The organism is Streptomyces sp. NPDC053076, from assembly GCF_044546845.1.
Taxonomy (GTDB): Bacteria; Actinomycetota; Actinomycetes; order Streptomycetales; family Streptomycetaceae; genus Streptomyces.
Window position 1 is genome coordinate 1,301,967 of record NZ_JBITZL010000002.1, and the last position, 14,603, is coordinate 1,316,569.

Below are 14,603 nucleotides of genomic sequence, written 5' to 3' on the forward strand. Positions count from 1 at the left end.
CGGCGGCGAGGACCGCACTTGGTGAAACGAGCCGGAGCGCGGTGCGAGGCGCCGTACGCTCCCTGCTATGCCGCTCACCCTCACCGTCCTCGGCACCGCCTCGCCGCACCCGGGCCCCGACCGCCCCTGCTCGGGACACCTGGTGTCCGGTGGCGGCGCCGAGGTGTGGGTGGACGCGGGGCCCGGCACGTTCGCCGCGTTGCAGCGGCACACGGATCCCGCCCGGCTCACCGCGATCTGGATCTCGCATCTGCACGCCGACCACAGCGCCGACCTGCTCGCCGCCGCCTACGCGTTCGCCTTCGGCGGCATGACCCCGCCCGCGCCGATCCCGGTGTACGCGCCCCAGGACTGCGCACGCCGGCTGGCCGGCTTCTTCGGCCGCCCGGACGTCGGCTTCCTGAAGGGCGTCTTCGACTTCCGGGCCCTGTACGACGGGCACGAGGTCCGGCACTGGAACCTCCGCCTGACCGCCCGCGCCGTCGCCCACGGCACCGAGGCGTACGGGTTGCGCGCCGAGTGCCAGGGCAGCGTGCTGGCGTACTCGGGAGACAGCGGGCCCTGCGCCGCGCTCACCGAACTCGCCGCCGGCGCGGACCTGTTCCTGTGCGAGGCGGACATCGACGAGCATCGCGATGGCGAACAAGCCCGGCAGGTCCATCTGACGCCCGAGGACGCCGGCCGTATCGCCCGTGACGCGCGGGTGCGCGAGCTGCTCATCACCCATGTCGGCCCCACGCTCACCCGTGCGGCGGCCACCGGCCGCGCGGCGGTGGCCGCCGGCCGGCCCACGTACGCCGCCGTCGAGGGCGAAACCCGCACCGTCTGAGCCGCCCGCCCCCGGCGGCCCCGGCTTCCTCTGCCAGAAGCATCGACTGTCAGAAGCATTGACGAAAGACGCGCCCCCTCCTACCTTCAACGCGTCGTACTTCATACGTCATATATGAGACGCGATATGTGAGATCCGAGAGGGCCGCATGACCTCTGTGCCCACACCGATCCCGTCCCGCACGCAGTACGTGCTGGACGCGATCAGACACCGCATCCTCACCGGTCGGCTGACGCCCGGTCAGGCCCTGGTCGAGACCGAGCTGGCCGCGCAGTTCGGGGTCTCCAAGACCCCGGTGCGGGAGGCGCTGAAGACCCTCGCCGGGACCGGACTGGTCGTGATGAGCCAGTACAAGGGCGTCACGGTGCGCATGGTGGACGCGGACATGGCGCGGGAGGTCTACGACGTGCGGCTGCTGCTCGAACCCGAGGCCCTGCGCAGAGCCGTCCGGCGCGGGGCCTGCCTCGACGCCGCCCGCGACGCGCTGACCCGAGCCGACGACGTCACCGACACCGCCGAACGCTCCCTCGCCAACCGGGAGTTCCACCGCGCCCTGTACCTGCCGTGCGGCAACCCGCTGCTCGGCCGGATGCTGGACGAGGTCCGTGACCAGGCCGCCCTCGTCTCCACCGTCGCCTGGGCCGCCGACCCCTCCTGGGAGCGGGAGGCGGCCGAGCACCGGGAGATCCTGCGCCTGGCGGCGGACGGTGACGCGGACGGCGCCGCCGGTGCCCTGCACGCCCACATCGCGTCCTTCGTACGCCGTGCGTTCCCCGAGTCCCTCCCCGTGGAAGACGAGCGATGAGCAGCGTGCCGTTCGAGACCCAACGGGCCGCCCTGGCCGACGTGGTGGCCATTCCGGTGACCCCCTTCGCCGCGGACGGCTCCGTCGACACCGGCGCCCACCGGACCCTGCTGCGGCGCCTGCTCGACGGCGGCATCAGCACCCTCACCCCGAACGGCAACACCGGCGAGTTCTACGCCCTCACCCCCGAGGAGCGCCGCCTGGTCGCCGAGACGACCGTGGACGAGGCCGGCGACCGCGCCACGATCCTGGCCGGCGTGGGCCACGACCTGCCCACCGCGATCGCCTCCGCCCGGCACGCCCGCGACCTCGGCGCCGGGATGATCATGATCCACCAGCCGGTGCACCCCTATGTCTCGGCGGCCGGCTGGGTCGACTACCACCGTGCGATCGCCGAAGCCGTCCCCGGACTGGGTGTGGTGCCGTACCTCCGCGACGACCGGCTGCCCGGCGCCCGTCTCGCCGAACTCGCCGGCCACTGCCCGAACGTCATCGGCGTGAAGTACGCCGTGCCGGACGCCACCCGGTTCGCGGCCTTCGCCCGGGACGCCGGCCTGGACCGCTTCGTGTGGGTGGCCGGCCTCGCCGAACCCTACGCGCCCTCCTACTTCTCCGCGGGCGCCACCGGTTTCACCTCCGGGCTGGTGAACGTCGCCCCGGCCGTCTCGCTCGACATGAGGGAGGCGCTCCGATCCGGTGACTACCCGGCCGCCATGAAGGTCTGGGAGCGGATCCGCCGCTTCGAGGAACTGCGTGCCGCGCGCGGCAGCGCCGACAACGTCACCGTCGTCAAGGAGGCCCTCGCCTCCCTCGGGCTGTGCCGCCGGGACGTCCGCCCGCCGAGCAGGCCGCTGCCCGAGGACGAGCGCGCCGAGGTCGCCGCCATCGCCGCGGGATGGCCCGCATGAAGCGGCCGGAGCAGCTCAGAAGCCACCAGTGGTACGGCACCGACGGCCTGCGTTCCTTCAGTCACCGCGCGCGTACCCGCCAGCTCGGCTACCTGCCCGAGGAGCACCTCGGCAAGCCGGTCATCGCCATCCTCAACACCTGGTCCGACATCAACCCCTGCCATGTCCATCTGCGCGACCGCGCCCAGGCCGTCAAGCGGGGGGTGTGGCAGGCGGGCGGCTTCCCGCTCGAATTCCCGGTCTCCACCCTCAGCGAGACGTTCCAGAAGCCGACCCCCATGCTGTACCGCAACCTGCTCGCGATGGAGACCGAGGAACTGCTGCGCTCGTACCCGGTGGACGGGGCGGTGCTCATGGGCGGCTGCGACAAGTCCACGCCCGCGCTGTTGATGGGCGCCGCCTCCGTCGACCTGCCCGCCGTCTTCGTGCCCGCGGGCCCCATGCTGCCCGGGCACTGGCGCGGCGAAGTCCTCGGCTCCGGCACCGACATGTGGAAGTACTGGGACGACAAGCGGGCCGGCCTCATCGGTGACTGCGAGATGGCCGAGCTGGAGAGCGGGCTGGCCCGTTCGCCCGGCCACTGCATGACGATGGGCACGGCGTCCACGCTCACCGCCGCGGCCGAGGCCCTCGGGGTGACCGTGCCGGGCGCGTCCAGCATCCCGGCGGTGGACTCCGGGCACGACCGGATGGCCGCGCGAGCGGGCCTGACCGTCGTCGAACTGGTCCACCGGGACCGGAAGCTGTCCGACGTCCTCACCCGGGAGTCCTTCGAGGACGCCGTCACCACCGTGCTCGGCCTCGGCGGCTCCACCAACGCCGTGATCCACCTGATCGCCATGGCCGGCCGGGCGGGCGTACGGCTCACCCTGGACGACTTCGACCGCATCGCCCGCACGGTCCCGGTCCTGGCCGACGTCCGCCCCGGCGGACAGCGGTACCTGATGGAGGACTTCCACTTCGCGGGCGGCCTGCCGGGCTTCCTCTCCCGGATCCCCGACCTGCTCCACCTGGACCGGCCGACGGTCTCGTACGACACCCTGCGCGAGCAGCTGGAAGGCGCCCGGGTCCACGACGACGACGTCATCCGGCCCCGGGACAACCCGGTCGCGAGCGAGGGCGGGGTCGCGGTGCTGCGCGGCAACCTCTGCCCGGACGGTGCGGTCATCAAGCACATCGCCGCCGAGCCCCATCTGCTGACGCACACCGGCCCCGCCGTCGTCTTCGACGACTACCGGACCATGCAGCGCACCATCGACGACCCGGCGCTCGGCATCACCGCCGACAGCGTGCTGGTGCTGCGGGGCGCGGGTCCCAAGGGCGGCCCGGGCATGCCCGAGTACGGCATGCTGCCGATCCCGGACCACCTGCTGAAGCAGGGCGTGCGGGACATGGTGCGCATCTCCGACGCCCGGATGAGCGGCACGAGTTACGGCGCGTGCGTGCTGCACGTGGCACCCGAGTCCTACGTCGGCGGTCCGCTGGCCCTCGTCCGCGACGGAGACCTCATCACGCTCGACGTCCGGGCGCGCACCCTCCGGCTCGACGTGGACGACGAGGAGCTGGCGCGCCGCAGGGCGGAGTGGACACCGCCGCCGGCACGGTACGAGCGGGGGTTCGGCGCGCTCTACAGCGAGCAGGTGACCCAGGCGGACACCGGCTGCGACTTCGAGTTCCTCGCGCGGCCGGGCACGGTGCCGGACCCCTACACGGGGTGAACCGCACCTCACGCTCCCTGCTGGGCAGGCGCGTTGGGTGTATCGATCGGATAACAGCCCTCGCGATCCTGGTGTGATGCGCGTAGACAAACTCTGACCTGCTCCATCGACTCTCATCCATCAGATCCGGAGAATCCATGCGGAAGTCCCTCAAGGCGGTCGCGGCCGGTGCCGCCTGTGCCGTCGCCGGTGCGGCGCTGTACGGCGCGGGCGCGGCCACCGCCGGTCAGTCGACGGCGAACTCCACCCACGAGCCGTACAACATCGGGCTCCTGGTGAAGGACATCGACACCTACTACGGCACCACCGCCGACAGCGACGGCGTCTACCAGGCGTCCCCGGACAGCCCGTACGCCAAGGACCTGGCGCGCCTCGACGCCGACGCCAGGCGCTACATCGACAAGGCCGCCCGCAAGGCGCACCACCGGGGCGAGAAGCCGGCCGTCGTCTTCGACATCGACGACACGCTGCTGCTCAGCCTCGACTACGAGAAGCGCTACAACTACACGTACAACGCCACCACGTGGAACGACTACGTGAACAAGGCGGACCGGCCGGCCGTCTTCGGCAGCCCGGAACTCGTGCGGTACGCCGAGTCCAAGGGTGTCGAGGTCTTCTACAACTCCGGTCTGAGCGAGGCCCAGCGCGCCGGCGCGGTCGAGAACCTGAAGAAGGTCGGCGCCGATGTGAACCTCGACGCCGGCCACATGTTCCTCAAGGACAAGGCCGACCCGCCGGCCTACCTGAAGGACTGCGCCACCCCGGGCACCTGGAACTGCACGACGGTGCAGTACAAGTCCGGGACGCGCAAGCACATCGAGCGCGACCTCGGCTACGAGATCATCGCCGACTTCGGCGACCAGTACTCGGACCTGGACGGCGGCCACGCCGACCGTACGTACAAGCTGCCGAACCCGACGTACTTCGTCAGCTGAGCCCACCCGGGCAGGCGGCAGGCGGCCGCTCGTACGCGGTCGCCTGCACACCGTCAGGGCCGCCGGCGACCGCGCGGTCGATCACCCGGCCAAGCGGGCGCCCGGTGTGCAGCGGGGGTCACTTCAGAGCCGCTTCCATCATCGCCTTGGCCACCGGCGCCGCCAGACCGTTGCCGCTGACCTCCGACCGAGCCGCGTCCGACTGCTCCACCATCACGGCGACAGCCACTTCCTTGCCGTTGCCGTCGGACTTGCCGTAGGAGGTGAACCACGCGTACGGCGTCTTGCTGTTGTTCTCGCCGTGCTGCGCGGTACCGGTCTTCCCGCCGACGGTCACCCCGTCGATCAGCGCGTTCGTACCGGTGCCGTCCTTCACCACCGTCTCCATCGCCGACTGGAGCTGCTCGGCGGTGGCGGAGCTGATGATCTCCTCGGTGCCGGCGCTGTCGTCCAGGTCCTCCAACACCTCACCACCACTGTCGGTGATCTGCGACACCATGTGCGGCGAGACCAGCTTGCCGCCGTTGGCTATGGCCGCGGACACCATGGCCATCTGGAGCGGGGTCGCGGTGACGTCGAACTGGCCGATGCCGGACAGCGCGGTCTGCGCCTTGTCCATGTCGGAGGGGTAGACGCTCGGGTACGCCCGCACCGGCACGTCCTGCGTCCGGTCGTTGAAGCCGAACTTCTCGGCCATCGCCCTCACCTTGTCCTGCCCGAGCTCGACGGCCATATGACCGAAGACGTTGTTGCAGGAGTACCGCAGGGCGACCCGGATCGAGGCGTTCTTGCAGGGCGCCGACTTGCTCTCGTTCGGCAGCTCGCGCACCGTGCCCGGCATGATGTAGGGATCCGGGCTGTCGGTGGGCTGGTCCACGTTCTCGTAGAGCCCGTCCTCCAGCGCGGCCGCCGCCACGACCAGCTTGAACGTCGAGCCCGGCGGCAGCGGCTGCCGCAGCGCGCGGTTGGTCAGCGGCTTCTCCTTGTCCGCGTTGAGCGCCTTCCACGCCGACCCGGCCGAGTAAGCGTCGGTGAGCGACGAGGGGTCATAAGCCGGGGTCGACACCACCGCGAGGATCTTGCCGGTCCTGGGGTCGATCGCCACGGCCGCGCCCTTCGTGCCGCCGAGCGCCCGGTACCCCGCCTTCTGCACGCCCGGGTCGATCGTCGTGAGCACGTTGCCCGGATCGGCGCGCCGGTCCGTGACGGTGTCCATCACCGTCTTCAGACGGGTGTCCGTGCCGTTGAGCAGGTCCGTGTAAATGCCCTCGAGTTGCGTGGGCGCGTAGGCCTGCGAGGCGTAGCCGGTCACCGCCGCGTACAGCTTGCCGTCCTTGTACGTCCGCTTGTACGCGAGGTCGCCGCCCTTCGTCCGAGCGGAACCGGTGATGGCGTTCCCGCCCACGATGATGTTCCCGAGCGGCTCCGAGTACGTCTCGATCGCGTTCCGCCGGTTGTGGTTGTCTTCTGCGAGGGCCTTGCCGCCGTAGAACTGCACCCACGTCGCCCTGACCAGCAGGGTGAGCACGAGCAGCAGCGCGAAGACGGACGCCCGCCTGATCGTCTTGTTCATCCCGCTCGGAAGACGATCGAGAGGGGGTGATCGTTCCTCTGCGACCGGCTTTCTCATCCGGCGTTCAGGAAACCGGCCTGATACCGCTTCCTCCGGTCGGACCGGGGCGGCGCACGGGTCGCCGGGGGCGGGGAGGGACAAGGAGGAACGCGGTCACGAGGTTCGGCGCGGGTCTCGTTGTCCGGCCCACCGCTCCTCGGTCCCACCGCTCCTCGGTCCTACCGCTCCTCGGTCCTACCGCTGTCCGGCTCGGCTCTCCAGGATCAGGACGACCTCGTCGATCTCCCGCCCCCGCCCGTTCGCGAACCCCCGGGCCCGGGCGGTCTCCCGGAACCCGCACTTCTCCAGCACGCGCAGCGAGGCCGTGTTGTCGGCCGCCGCCCGTGCGTACAGCGGCCGTTCGGGTACCTCGGCGAGCAGCGCCCGCAGCGCGGCCGTCGCCACGCCCCGGCCCCAGTACGCGCGGTCGATCCAGTACGTCACCTCGCGCTCGCCGGCCGCTCCGTAGACCGCGGCGTTCCCGGCCACGGTCCCGTCGGCCAGGACCGTGCGCAGCACGTCGGAGGTGTCGCGCAGGCGCTGCCAGTAGGCCGCGAACGTCTCCGGGCCGCACAGGCCCCCGGGGCCGAACGCGGCCATCCGGACGGCCTCCGGGTCGGTCATCTGGCGGTGGAACACCGGCAGGTCACTGTCCCGGACGGCCCGCAGCACGATCTCCATGGGGCCGAGCCTACGACCGGCGGGCTCAGAGCCTGCGCGTCGCCAGTGCCAGCCGGTCGCGCGCGTCGAACAGCGCGTCCTTGATCATCTGCTCGTGGGCGGGGGTCAGCCGGGCCACCGGGACCGAGCAGCTGATGGCGTCCCGGGCGGGCGTGCGGTACGGGATGGCCACCCCGAAGCAGCGCAGGCCCAGCGTGTTCTCCTCGCGGTCCACGGCGAAGCCCTGCTCCCGGACCTGGTGCAGCTCCTCGATGAGCTTCTCCCGGTCGGTGATGGTGTGCTCGGTGAGCGCGGGCAGCGTCTCCGGCAGCAGCTTGCGCACCTGCTCGTCCGGGTAGCTGGCCAGTATGGCCTTGCCCAGGGAGGTGGAGTGGGCCGGCAGGCGGCGGCCGACCCGGGTGAAGGGGCGCAGATAGTGCTGGGACTGGCGGGTGGCGAGGTAGACCACATTGATGCCGTCCAGCCGGGCCAGGTGGATGGTCTCCGTGGTGTCGTCGGAGAGCCGGTCCAGGGTCGGGCGGGCGGCGGCCACCACCTCGTCGCCGTCGATGTACGACGTTCCCACGAGGAGCGCCCGCACCCCGATGCCGTACCGCGTGCCGGTGGCGTCCGTCTCCACCCAGCCCAGCTCCACCAGCGTGCGCAGCAGCATGTACAGGCTGGACTTGGGATAGCCCACCGCCTCCTGCACGGCCGCGAGGGAGTGCATGCCGGGCCGGCCGGCGAAGTATTCGAGCAGTTCAACGGTCCGTACCGCGGACTTGACCTGCGCCCCGCCCCCTGCGTCGCCTGCCGTCATCGCCCTTGACCCCTTCGTTCGACGAGGATCTGAGTTATATAGTCTCCGAGCAGCGTATTCATCATCAGAGACAGTGTTCAGTATATCGAACGCGGCTGATGGGTGACCTGGATAGTCCGAGAGAGTGCGGCCTTAACTGGGAGGGACCCGCGGTGGCAGCAGCACCAGTCTGGAGTGTCGACCCGCGCACCGGGAAGCAGCGTGAACAGGTTGCGGTGGAAGCCACGGCCCAGGAGGTGGACGCCGTCGTCCGGGCGGCCCACGCCACGCGCGGCGCCCTGGCCGACCGCACGGTCCGCGCGGCCTTCCTGCGCTCGGCCGCCGCGGGCCTGGACGCGGCCCGGGACGTCCTGGTCGACACGGCCGACGCCGAGACCGCGCTCGGCCCGGCCCGGCTGACCGGCGAACTCGCCCGCACCACGTATCAGTTGCGGGCCTTCGCCGGCATCGTCGACGAGGGTGCCTTCCTCGACGTCGTCGTCGACCACCCCGACGACACCGCGACCCCGCCGGTCCCGGACCTGCGCCGCTACAAGGTGCCGCTCGGCGTCGTCGCCGTCTACTCCGCCTCCAACTTTCCCTTCGCCTTCTCCGTCGCCGGCGGTGACACCGCGAGCGCGCTGGCCGCGGGCTGCCCGGTCGTCGTCAAGGCCCACCCCGACCACCCGGCCCTGTCCGAGCTGGTCGCCAAGGTGCTGCGCCGGGCCGCCGCCGCGCACGGCATCCCCGAGGGCGTGGTCGGCCTCGTGCACGGCTTCGAGGCGGGCGTCGAGCTGATCGAGCACCCGCTCGTCGCCGCAGCCGGCTTCACCGGTTCGGTACGGGGCGGGCGGGCGCTCTTCGACGCCGCCGCCGCGCGCCCGGTGCCGATCCCGTTCCACGGGGAGCTGGGCTCGCTCAACCCGGTCCTGGTGACCGAGGCCGCCGCGGCCGAGCGTGCCGAGGAGATCGGCGGCGGGCTCGCCGGGTCGATGACCCTCGGTGTCGGCCAGTTCTGCGTCAAGCCCGGCCTGGTGCTGGTGCCGTCCGGCGCGGGCGGCGACCGGCTGGTGAAGTCCCTGACCGACGCCGTCAGCGACAGCGAGGCCGGGGTGCTGCTCGACCACCGGATGCGGGACAACTTCGTCGCCGGTGTGGCCGAGCGCGCGCAGCTCCCGGACGTGGACTCGCCGGTCACCCCGGGCGCGGGCGGCGAGCACTCGGTCAGCGCGGGCTTCCTGACGGTCCCGGCGCGGAAGCTGGCCGCGCAGGGCGCCTACGACCTGCTCCTGGAGGAGTGCTTCGGGCCGGTGACCGTGGTGGCCCGCTACGCCGACGAGGACGAGGCCAAGGCCGTCCTGTCCCGGCTGCCGGGCAACCTCACGGCGACGGTCCAGCTCTCCTCGGAAGAGGCCGCCGGCGACGGCCGGGGCCCGGAACTCCTCGCCGAACTGACCCCGCTGGCCGGCCGCGTGCTGGTGAACGGCTGGCCGACAGGGGTCGCCGTGGCACCGGCCCAGCACCACGGGGGGCCGTACCCGGCGACCACCTCCACGTCCACCTCTGTGGGCGGTACGGCCATCGAGCGGTGGCTGCGGCCGGTGGTGTACCAGAACGCGCCGGAGGCACTGCTGCCGCAGGAACTCCGCGACGACAACCCGCTGGGCCTTCCCCGGCGGTTCAACGGGGTGCTGGAGCGGTAGCGTCGCGGCTCCGGGTGCCCTGCGACAATCGGAGGATGGACGTGGACCTTCCCGAACTGCCCTTCTCCCTGCGGACGTACGGCCCCGACGGCCACTGGGCCCACGAGGACGGCGTGCTCACCGGATGGGCCGGTCCCCGGCAGGACCGGTTCGTGCCGCCCACCGGGGAGGCGCTGGAACCCGCTTCCGACGCGCCCCGGCTGCTCGGGGCGCCCGAGGGCGACTTCCAGTTGATCGCGCGGGTCACCGTGGGGTTCCGGGCCGCGTTCGACGCCGGTGTGCTGTACGTCCACGTCGGCGAGCGGGCCTGGGCCAAACTCTGCCTGGAGTACTCCCCGGACGTGCCCACCGTCTGCACGGTGGTCACCCGGGGGCACTCCGACGACGCCAACTCGTTCTCGGTCGAGGGAAGTTCGGTGTGGCTGCGGGTCAGCCGGACCGGACGGGCCTTCGCCTTCCACACGTCCCGGGACGGCGAGCGCTGGACCTTCGTCCGGCTCTTCACCCTGGGGGAGGAGAAGGAGACGGGTGCCGCGCTGGTCGGCTTCATGACCCAGTCGCCGCTGGGGGAGGGGTGTGTGGTCACGTACGACCACATCGAGTTCAGGGCTGCCTGGCCGAGCGACCTGCGAGACGGCAGCTGAGGACGGACGTCCCCGTCAGCAGGGCCGCGCCGACGACCAGGCACCGGCCCGGCGCCGAGCGCCTGCCGCGCCAGTTCGGCAGGCACGGAACCGGTGCCGCGGCCGTCACGTCCTCCCTCGCATGACCAGTGATCGTGTGAACGGCGCCCTCGTGATCCGCACCGCCCTGGCCGCCGAAGCCGGGACCATCGCCGATCTGCACTTCCGGGCCCGCTCGACGTACTACCCGGACGGCGTCCCGCAGGCCGACGTCGACTGGACGGACGCCTGGCGCGGATCCATCGAACGCACCGACGGTCGGGTGCTGTGCGCCGTCGAACGCGGCCGGATCGTCGGCATCGCCTCCTTCCGCACCCCCGACGGCGCACCCGCCGACCAGGTCAAGCTGTTCCAGTTCCACGTCGACCCCGGTCACTGGCGCGCCGGCATCGGTACGGCCCTGCACTCGGCCTGCGTGGCGCAGTGGCGGGCGGACGGCAGGCGCACGGCCGTCCTCGACGTGCACGTGGACAACCGGCGTGCCCAGTCCTTCTACGCCCGTCAGGGCTGGATCCCGGATCCTGAGAACCCGCCCGCCGAGGGCGACCATCACCTCTTCCTGGCCTTCGCCGTGCCGCCACGGGAATGAGACAGCCTGCTTGAACGTTCACGTACCGGCCGGGGAGAGCCCCCGCGCCCGTACGACCTGGAGAGAGCCGAAGACATGCGCGTCGAGATCTGGAGCGACATCGCCTGCCCCTGGTGCTACGTGGGCAAGGCCCGCTTCGAGAAGGCGCTCGCTGCCTTCCCGCACCGCGACGAGGTCGAGGTGGTGCACCGCTCCTTCGAGCTGGACCCGGACCGCGCCAAGGGCGACGCCCAGCCGGTGATCACCATGCTGACCAGGAAGTACGGCATGAGCGAGGCGCAGGCCCAGGCCGGTGAGGACAACCTGGGCGCCCAGGCCGCCGCCGAGGGCCTGGACTACCGCACCCGGGACCGCGACCACGGCAACACCTTCGACATGCACCGCCTGCTGCACCTCGCCAAGGAGCACGGCAAGCAGGACCAGCTGATCCAGAACTTCTACCGGGCCAACTTCGCCGAGGAGCGGTCCGTCTTCACCGAGGGCGACGAACGCCTGGTGGAACTGGCCGTCGAGGCCGGACTGGACGCCGGGGCCGTCCGCACCGTGCTCGCCGACCCGGACGCCTACGCCGAGGCCGTGCGCGCGGACGAGCGGGAGGCCGCCCAGCTCGGCGCGAACGGTGTCCCGTTCTTCGTCCTCGACCGCGCCTTCGGCGTCTCCGGCGCCCAGCCCGCCGAGGTCTTCACCCGGGCACTGACCCAGGCATGGGGCGAGCGCTCCCCGCTGCGGCTGGTCGGCCAGGGTGACGCCGACGCCTGCGGACCGGACGGGTGCGCGGTCCCGCAGCACGGCTGAAACCGCAGGTCGGCGGGGTTGTATAAGCGTCACTAAGAAGAACCGGGTAAAAAATCGCAATGGACGGGTACTTCCCCGGGACGCAGAGTGGTCCCATGGAGACCACGGAGACGTTCGACAGCCTCGTCCGCGCCGAGTTCCGTCCGAAGAGCATCTACCTCAACACCGCGAGCAACGGTCTGCTGCCGGCCCGCACCGTCGCCGCCCTCCAGGAGGCGGCCCTGCTGCGGGCCGAGGGCCGGCCGCTGACCTCGCTGTACGAGGACGTGGAGGCGAGCCGGGCCGCGTTCGCCCGGCTCGCCGGCGTCCCGGCCACGCGGGTCGCCGCGGGCGCCTCGGTCGCCGCCCACACCGGCGTGATCGCGGCCTCGCTGCCCGCGGGCGCCGAAGTGCTCACCGCGGAGGACGACTTCACCTCCGTGCTCAACCCCTTCCACGTCCGCGGCGACCTCAAGGTCCGCACGGTCCCGCTGGAGCGGATCGCCGAGTCCGTCCGGCCGGGCACCGCGCTCGTCGCGGTCAGCGCCGCGCAGTCCGCCGACGGCCGGGTCGCCGACCTGGCCGCCCTGAGCGAGGCGGCCCGTGCCCACGGTGCCCGCACCTACGTGGACTTCTCCCAGGCCGCCGGCTGGCTCCCCATGGACGCCGACGCCCACGACTTCACCGCCAGCGTCTCCTTCAAGTGGCTGCTGGGGCCGCACGGCGCGGCCTTCCTCACCGTTCCCGAGGACTTCGGCGGACTGTCCCCGGTGCTCGCGGGCTGGGTCGCGGCGGAGCGGCCGTGGGACAGCTGCTACGGCCCGGTGGCCGAACTCGCCCACTCCGCCAGGCGGTTCGACCTCACCCACGCCCTGTTCACCTTCGCCGGCCTGCGCCGGTCCCTCGAACTCGTCGAGGAACTCGGCGTACCGGCGATCCACGCCCACGACCTCGCGCTCGCCGACCGGTTCCGCGCGGGACTCGCGGATCTCGGCCACGAGCCGGTGGCCGCCCCCGGCTCGGCGATCGTCTCGGCCTCCGGACTCGGCTCCCGGCAGCCCGAGCTGAGCGAGGCGGGCATCGAGGTCTCCGACCGCGCGGGCAATCTGCGCGCGGCCTTCCACCTCTACAACACCACCGCGGACGTGGACCGTCTGCTGGCGGCCCTGTCCTGACATGACCGGGCCGGGGCCTCCCGTCCCACACGAGGAGGCCCCGGCCCGGTGGCTCACAGGGGCACTTCACCGGCGTGAAGTCCCTGACGTCAATCGGCTCATCGCACGGGAGTGAAATCCCTCGCCCCGATGAAGTCCGGCCGGCGCACCGGCGCCGCGAACGGCTCCACAGCGGTGTTCTCCACGCTGTTGAACACGATGAAGACGTTGCTGCGCGGGAACGGCGTGATGTTGTCGCCGGAGCCGTGCATGCAGTTGCAGTCGAACCAGGTCGCCGAGCCGGCCTTGCCGGTGAACAGCCGGATGCCGTGCTCGCCGGCGAACTGCGTCAGCGCCTTGTCCGACGGCGTGCCCGCGTCCTGCATCTGCAAGGACTTCTTGTAGTTGTCCTTCGGCGTCTCCCCGGCGCAGCCGAGGAACGTCTTGTGCGAGCCGGGCATGATCATGAGCCCGCCGTTGGTGTCGAGGTTCTCGGTCAGCGCGATCGAGACGGACACCGTGCGCATGTTCGGCAGGCCGTCCTCGGCGTGCCAGGTCTCGAAGTCCGAGTGCCAGTAGAAGCCGCTGGCGCCGAAGCCCGGCTTGACGTTGATCCGGGACTGGTGGACGTACACGTCCGAGCCGAGGATCTGCCGGGCGCGGCCGACCACGCGCTCGTCGCGCACCAGGTTCGCGAACACCTCGCTGATCCTGTGCACTTCGAAGACCGAGCGGATCTCCTGCGACTTCGGCTCCACGATGGAGCGCTCGTCGGCGCGGATCGCGGGGTCGGTGACCAGCCGGTCCAGCTCACGCCGGTACACCTCGACCTCGTCCGGGGTGATCAGCTGGTCGATGGCGAGGAAGCCGTCCCGCTCGTACGCCTGGAGGTCGGCCGTCGGGACCGGGCCCGGTGTGTCCGGGGAGCCCCAGACGACCGGGTCCTGGCGGGGGACGGTCACCTCGGCGGCGCCGCGGGTGGGGTACAGGTCGGTGACAGTGGTCATGGTGGTCACTGGATGTCACACCTCCTCGGGCTCGGTGAGCAGCGGGTAGACGCCGTTCTCGTCGTGGTCCTCCCGTCCGGTGACCGGCGGGTTGAACACGCAGATGCAGTGGAAGTCCTCCTTGACGCGCAGCGTGTGGCGCTCGTGCCCGTCGAGGAGGTACATGGTGCCGGGGGTGACGGTGTACGTCTTCCCGGTCTCCTGGTCGGTGAGTTCGGCCTCACCCCTGGTGCAGACGACGGCCTCGACGTGGTTGGCGTACCACATCGACGTCTCGGTCCCGGCGTACAGGATGGTCTCGTGCAGGGAGAAGCCGACCCGCTCCTTGGCGAGGACTATGCGCTTGCTCTCCCAGGTGCCGGACTTCGCCTTGACGTGCCGGTCGGTGCCTTCGATGTCCTTGAACGATCGGACGATCACGGTGCTG

Annotated in this window: 15 protein-coding genes; 10 read left to right on the forward strand and 5 right to left on the reverse strand. The window is 71.5% G+C overall.

What is annotated here, in order from left to right:
- Nucleotides 1–67: 67 nt before the first annotated feature.
- The 5 genes from ACIGYR_RS13100 to ACIGYR_RS13120 all read left to right on the forward strand — a co-directional run bounded on the left by ACIGYR_RS13100 (nucleotide 68) and on the right by ACIGYR_RS13120 (nucleotide 5,195).
- Entirely contained in the window at nucleotides 68–829 is a 762-nt protein-coding gene (locus tag ACIGYR_RS13100) for an MBL fold metallo-hydrolase (protein ID WP_399595168.1), read from the forward strand.
- A gap of 148 nt (nucleotides 830–977) precedes the next feature.
- The gene (locus tag ACIGYR_RS13105) at nucleotides 978–1,634 is read left to right on the forward strand and encodes a GntR family transcriptional regulator (protein WP_399595166.1); all 657 of its coding nucleotides are present in this window, start codon (nucleotides 978–980) and stop codon (nucleotides 1,632–1,634) included.
- Nucleotides 1,631–2,542: a dihydrodipicolinate synthase family protein gene (locus ACIGYR_RS13110; protein WP_399595164.1), complete on the forward strand. Its 912-nt coding sequence runs from the start codon at nucleotides 1,631–1,633 to the stop codon at nucleotides 2,540–2,542. Before ACIGYR_RS13105 ends, ACIGYR_RS13110 begins: the two co-directional genes overlap by 4 nt.
- Nucleotides 2,530–4,260 (forward strand): L-arabinonate dehydratase, encoded by a 1,731-nt coding sequence (gene araD, locus ACIGYR_RS13115; RefSeq protein ID WP_399595162.1) that lies wholly within the window; start codon nucleotides 2,530–2,532, stop codon nucleotides 4,258–4,260. Before ACIGYR_RS13110 ends, araD begins: the two co-directional genes overlap by 13 nt.
- Nucleotides 4,261–4,397: 137 nt before the next feature.
- On the forward strand, nucleotides 4,398–5,195 hold the full coding sequence (locus ACIGYR_RS13120; RefSeq protein ID WP_399595160.1) for an HAD family acid phosphatase: 798 nt from the start codon (nucleotides 4,398–4,400) through the stop codon (nucleotides 5,193–5,195).
- A 118-nt stretch (nucleotides 5,196–5,313) separates the two neighbouring features.
- Here ACIGYR_RS13120 and ACIGYR_RS13125 read toward each other — a convergent pair whose 3' ends face one another.
- The 3 genes from ACIGYR_RS13125 to ACIGYR_RS13135 form a co-directional block, all read right to left on the reverse strand.
- Entirely contained in the window at nucleotides 5,314–6,768 is a 1,455-nt protein-coding gene (locus tag ACIGYR_RS13125) for a peptidoglycan D,D-transpeptidase FtsI family protein (protein ID WP_399595157.1), read from the reverse strand.
- A 234-nt stretch (nucleotides 6,769–7,002) separates the two neighbouring features.
- Nucleotides 7,003–7,488 (reverse strand): GNAT family N-acetyltransferase, encoded by a 486-nt coding sequence (locus ACIGYR_RS13130; protein ID WP_399595153.1) that lies wholly within the window; start codon nucleotides 7,486–7,488, stop codon nucleotides 7,003–7,005.
- A gap of 25 nt (nucleotides 7,489–7,513) precedes the next feature.
- Nucleotides 7,514–8,287, reverse strand: a complete 774-nt coding sequence (locus tag ACIGYR_RS13135) for an IclR family transcriptional regulator (RefSeq protein ID WP_391839526.1) — start codon at nucleotides 8,285–8,287, stop codon at nucleotides 7,514–7,516.
- Between the two features lie 152 nt (nucleotides 8,288–8,439).
- Between ACIGYR_RS13135 and ACIGYR_RS13140 the strand changes: the two genes are divergently transcribed.
- From ACIGYR_RS13140 to ACIGYR_RS13160, 5 genes are all read left to right on the forward strand, one after another.
- Nucleotides 8,440–9,969, forward strand: coding sequence for an aldehyde dehydrogenase (NADP(+)) (locus ACIGYR_RS13140; protein ID WP_399595150.1), 1,530 nt, complete (start codon nucleotides 8,440–8,442; stop codon nucleotides 9,967–9,969).
- Between the two features lie 35 nt (nucleotides 9,970–10,004).
- Nucleotides 10,005–10,613 (forward strand): DUF1349 domain-containing protein, encoded by a 609-nt coding sequence (locus ACIGYR_RS13145; RefSeq protein ID WP_399595149.1) that lies wholly within the window; start codon nucleotides 10,005–10,007, stop codon nucleotides 10,611–10,613.
- A 121-nt stretch (nucleotides 10,614–10,734) separates the two neighbouring features.
- The gene (locus ACIGYR_RS13150; RefSeq protein WP_399595147.1) at nucleotides 10,735–11,241 is read left to right on the forward strand and encodes a GNAT family N-acetyltransferase; all 507 of its coding nucleotides are present in this window, start codon (nucleotides 10,735–10,737) and stop codon (nucleotides 11,239–11,241) included.
- Nucleotides 11,242–11,316: 75 nt separating this feature from the next.
- On the forward strand, nucleotides 11,317–12,036 hold the full coding sequence (locus tag ACIGYR_RS13155) for a DsbA family oxidoreductase (RefSeq protein WP_399595145.1): 720 nt from the start codon (nucleotides 11,317–11,319) through the stop codon (nucleotides 12,034–12,036).
- Between the two features lie 95 nt (nucleotides 12,037–12,131).
- Nucleotides 12,132–13,190: an aminotransferase class V-fold PLP-dependent enzyme gene (locus ACIGYR_RS13160; protein WP_399595143.1), complete on the forward strand. Its 1,059-nt coding sequence runs from the start codon at nucleotides 12,132–12,134 to the stop codon at nucleotides 13,188–13,190.
- A 98-nt stretch (nucleotides 13,191–13,288) separates the two neighbouring features.
- Here the strand turns inward: ACIGYR_RS13160 and thpD are convergent, their stop codons facing one another.
- On the reverse strand, nucleotides 13,289–14,176 hold the full coding sequence (gene thpD / locus ACIGYR_RS13165; RefSeq protein WP_399595140.1) for an ectoine hydroxylase: 888 nt from the start codon (nucleotides 14,174–14,176) through the stop codon (nucleotides 13,289–13,291).
- 15 nt (nucleotides 14,177–14,191) lie between these two features.
- Nucleotides 14,192–14,596: an ectoine synthase gene (locus tag ACIGYR_RS13170; RefSeq protein ID WP_399595138.1), complete on the reverse strand. Its 405-nt coding sequence runs from the start codon at nucleotides 14,594–14,596 to the stop codon at nucleotides 14,192–14,194.
- Nucleotides 14,597–14,603: the final 7 nt, after the last annotated feature.

Bases quoted from the DNA above. Each gene is read 5' to 3' on its own strand.
- ACIGYR_RS13125 (WP_399595157.1), bottom strand. From the start codon at position 6,768: ATGAACAAGACGATCAGGCGGGCGTCCGTCTTCGCGCTGCTGCTCGTG.
- ACIGYR_RS13105 (WP_399595166.1), top strand. From the start codon at position 978: ATGACCTCTGTGCCCACACCGATCCCGTCCCGCACGCAGTACGTGCTG.
- ACIGYR_RS13110 (WP_399595164.1), top strand. From the start codon at position 1,631: ATGAGCAGCGTGCCGTTCGAGACCCAACGGGCCGCCCTGGCCGACGTG.
- ACIGYR_RS13145 (WP_399595149.1), top strand. From the start codon at position 10,005: ATGGACGTGGACCTTCCCGAACTGCCCTTCTCCCTGCGGACGTACGGC.
- ACIGYR_RS13160 (WP_399595143.1), top strand. From the start codon at position 12,132: ATGGAGACCACGGAGACGTTCGACAGCCTCGTCCGCGCCGAGTTCCGT.
- ACIGYR_RS13150 (WP_399595147.1), top strand. From the start codon at position 10,735: ATGACCAGTGATCGTGTGAACGGCGCCCTCGTGATCCGCACCGCCCTG.
- ACIGYR_RS13130 (WP_399595153.1), bottom strand. From the start codon at position 7,488: ATGGAGATCGTGCTGCGGGCCGTCCGGGACAGTGACCTGCCGGTGTTC.
- araD (WP_399595162.1), top strand. From the start codon at position 2,530: ATGGCCCGCATGAAGCGGCCGGAGCAGCTCAGAAGCCACCAGTGGTAC.
- ACIGYR_RS13100 (WP_399595168.1), top strand. From the start codon at position 68: ATGCCGCTCACCCTCACCGTCCTCGGCACCGCCTCGCCGCACCCGGGC.
- ACIGYR_RS13155 (WP_399595145.1), top strand. From the start codon at position 11,317: ATGCGCGTCGAGATCTGGAGCGACATCGCCTGCCCCTGGTGCTACGTG.
- ACIGYR_RS13120 (WP_399595160.1), top strand. From the start codon at position 4,398: ATGCGGAAGTCCCTCAAGGCGGTCGCGGCCGGTGCCGCCTGTGCCGTC.
- ACIGYR_RS13135 (WP_391839526.1), bottom strand. From the start codon at position 8,287: ATGACGGCAGGCGACGCAGGGGGCGGGGCGCAGGTCAAGTCCGCGGTA.
- thpD (WP_399595140.1), bottom strand. From the start codon at position 14,176: ATGACCACTGTCACCGACCTGTACCCCACCCGCGGCGCCGCCGAGGTG.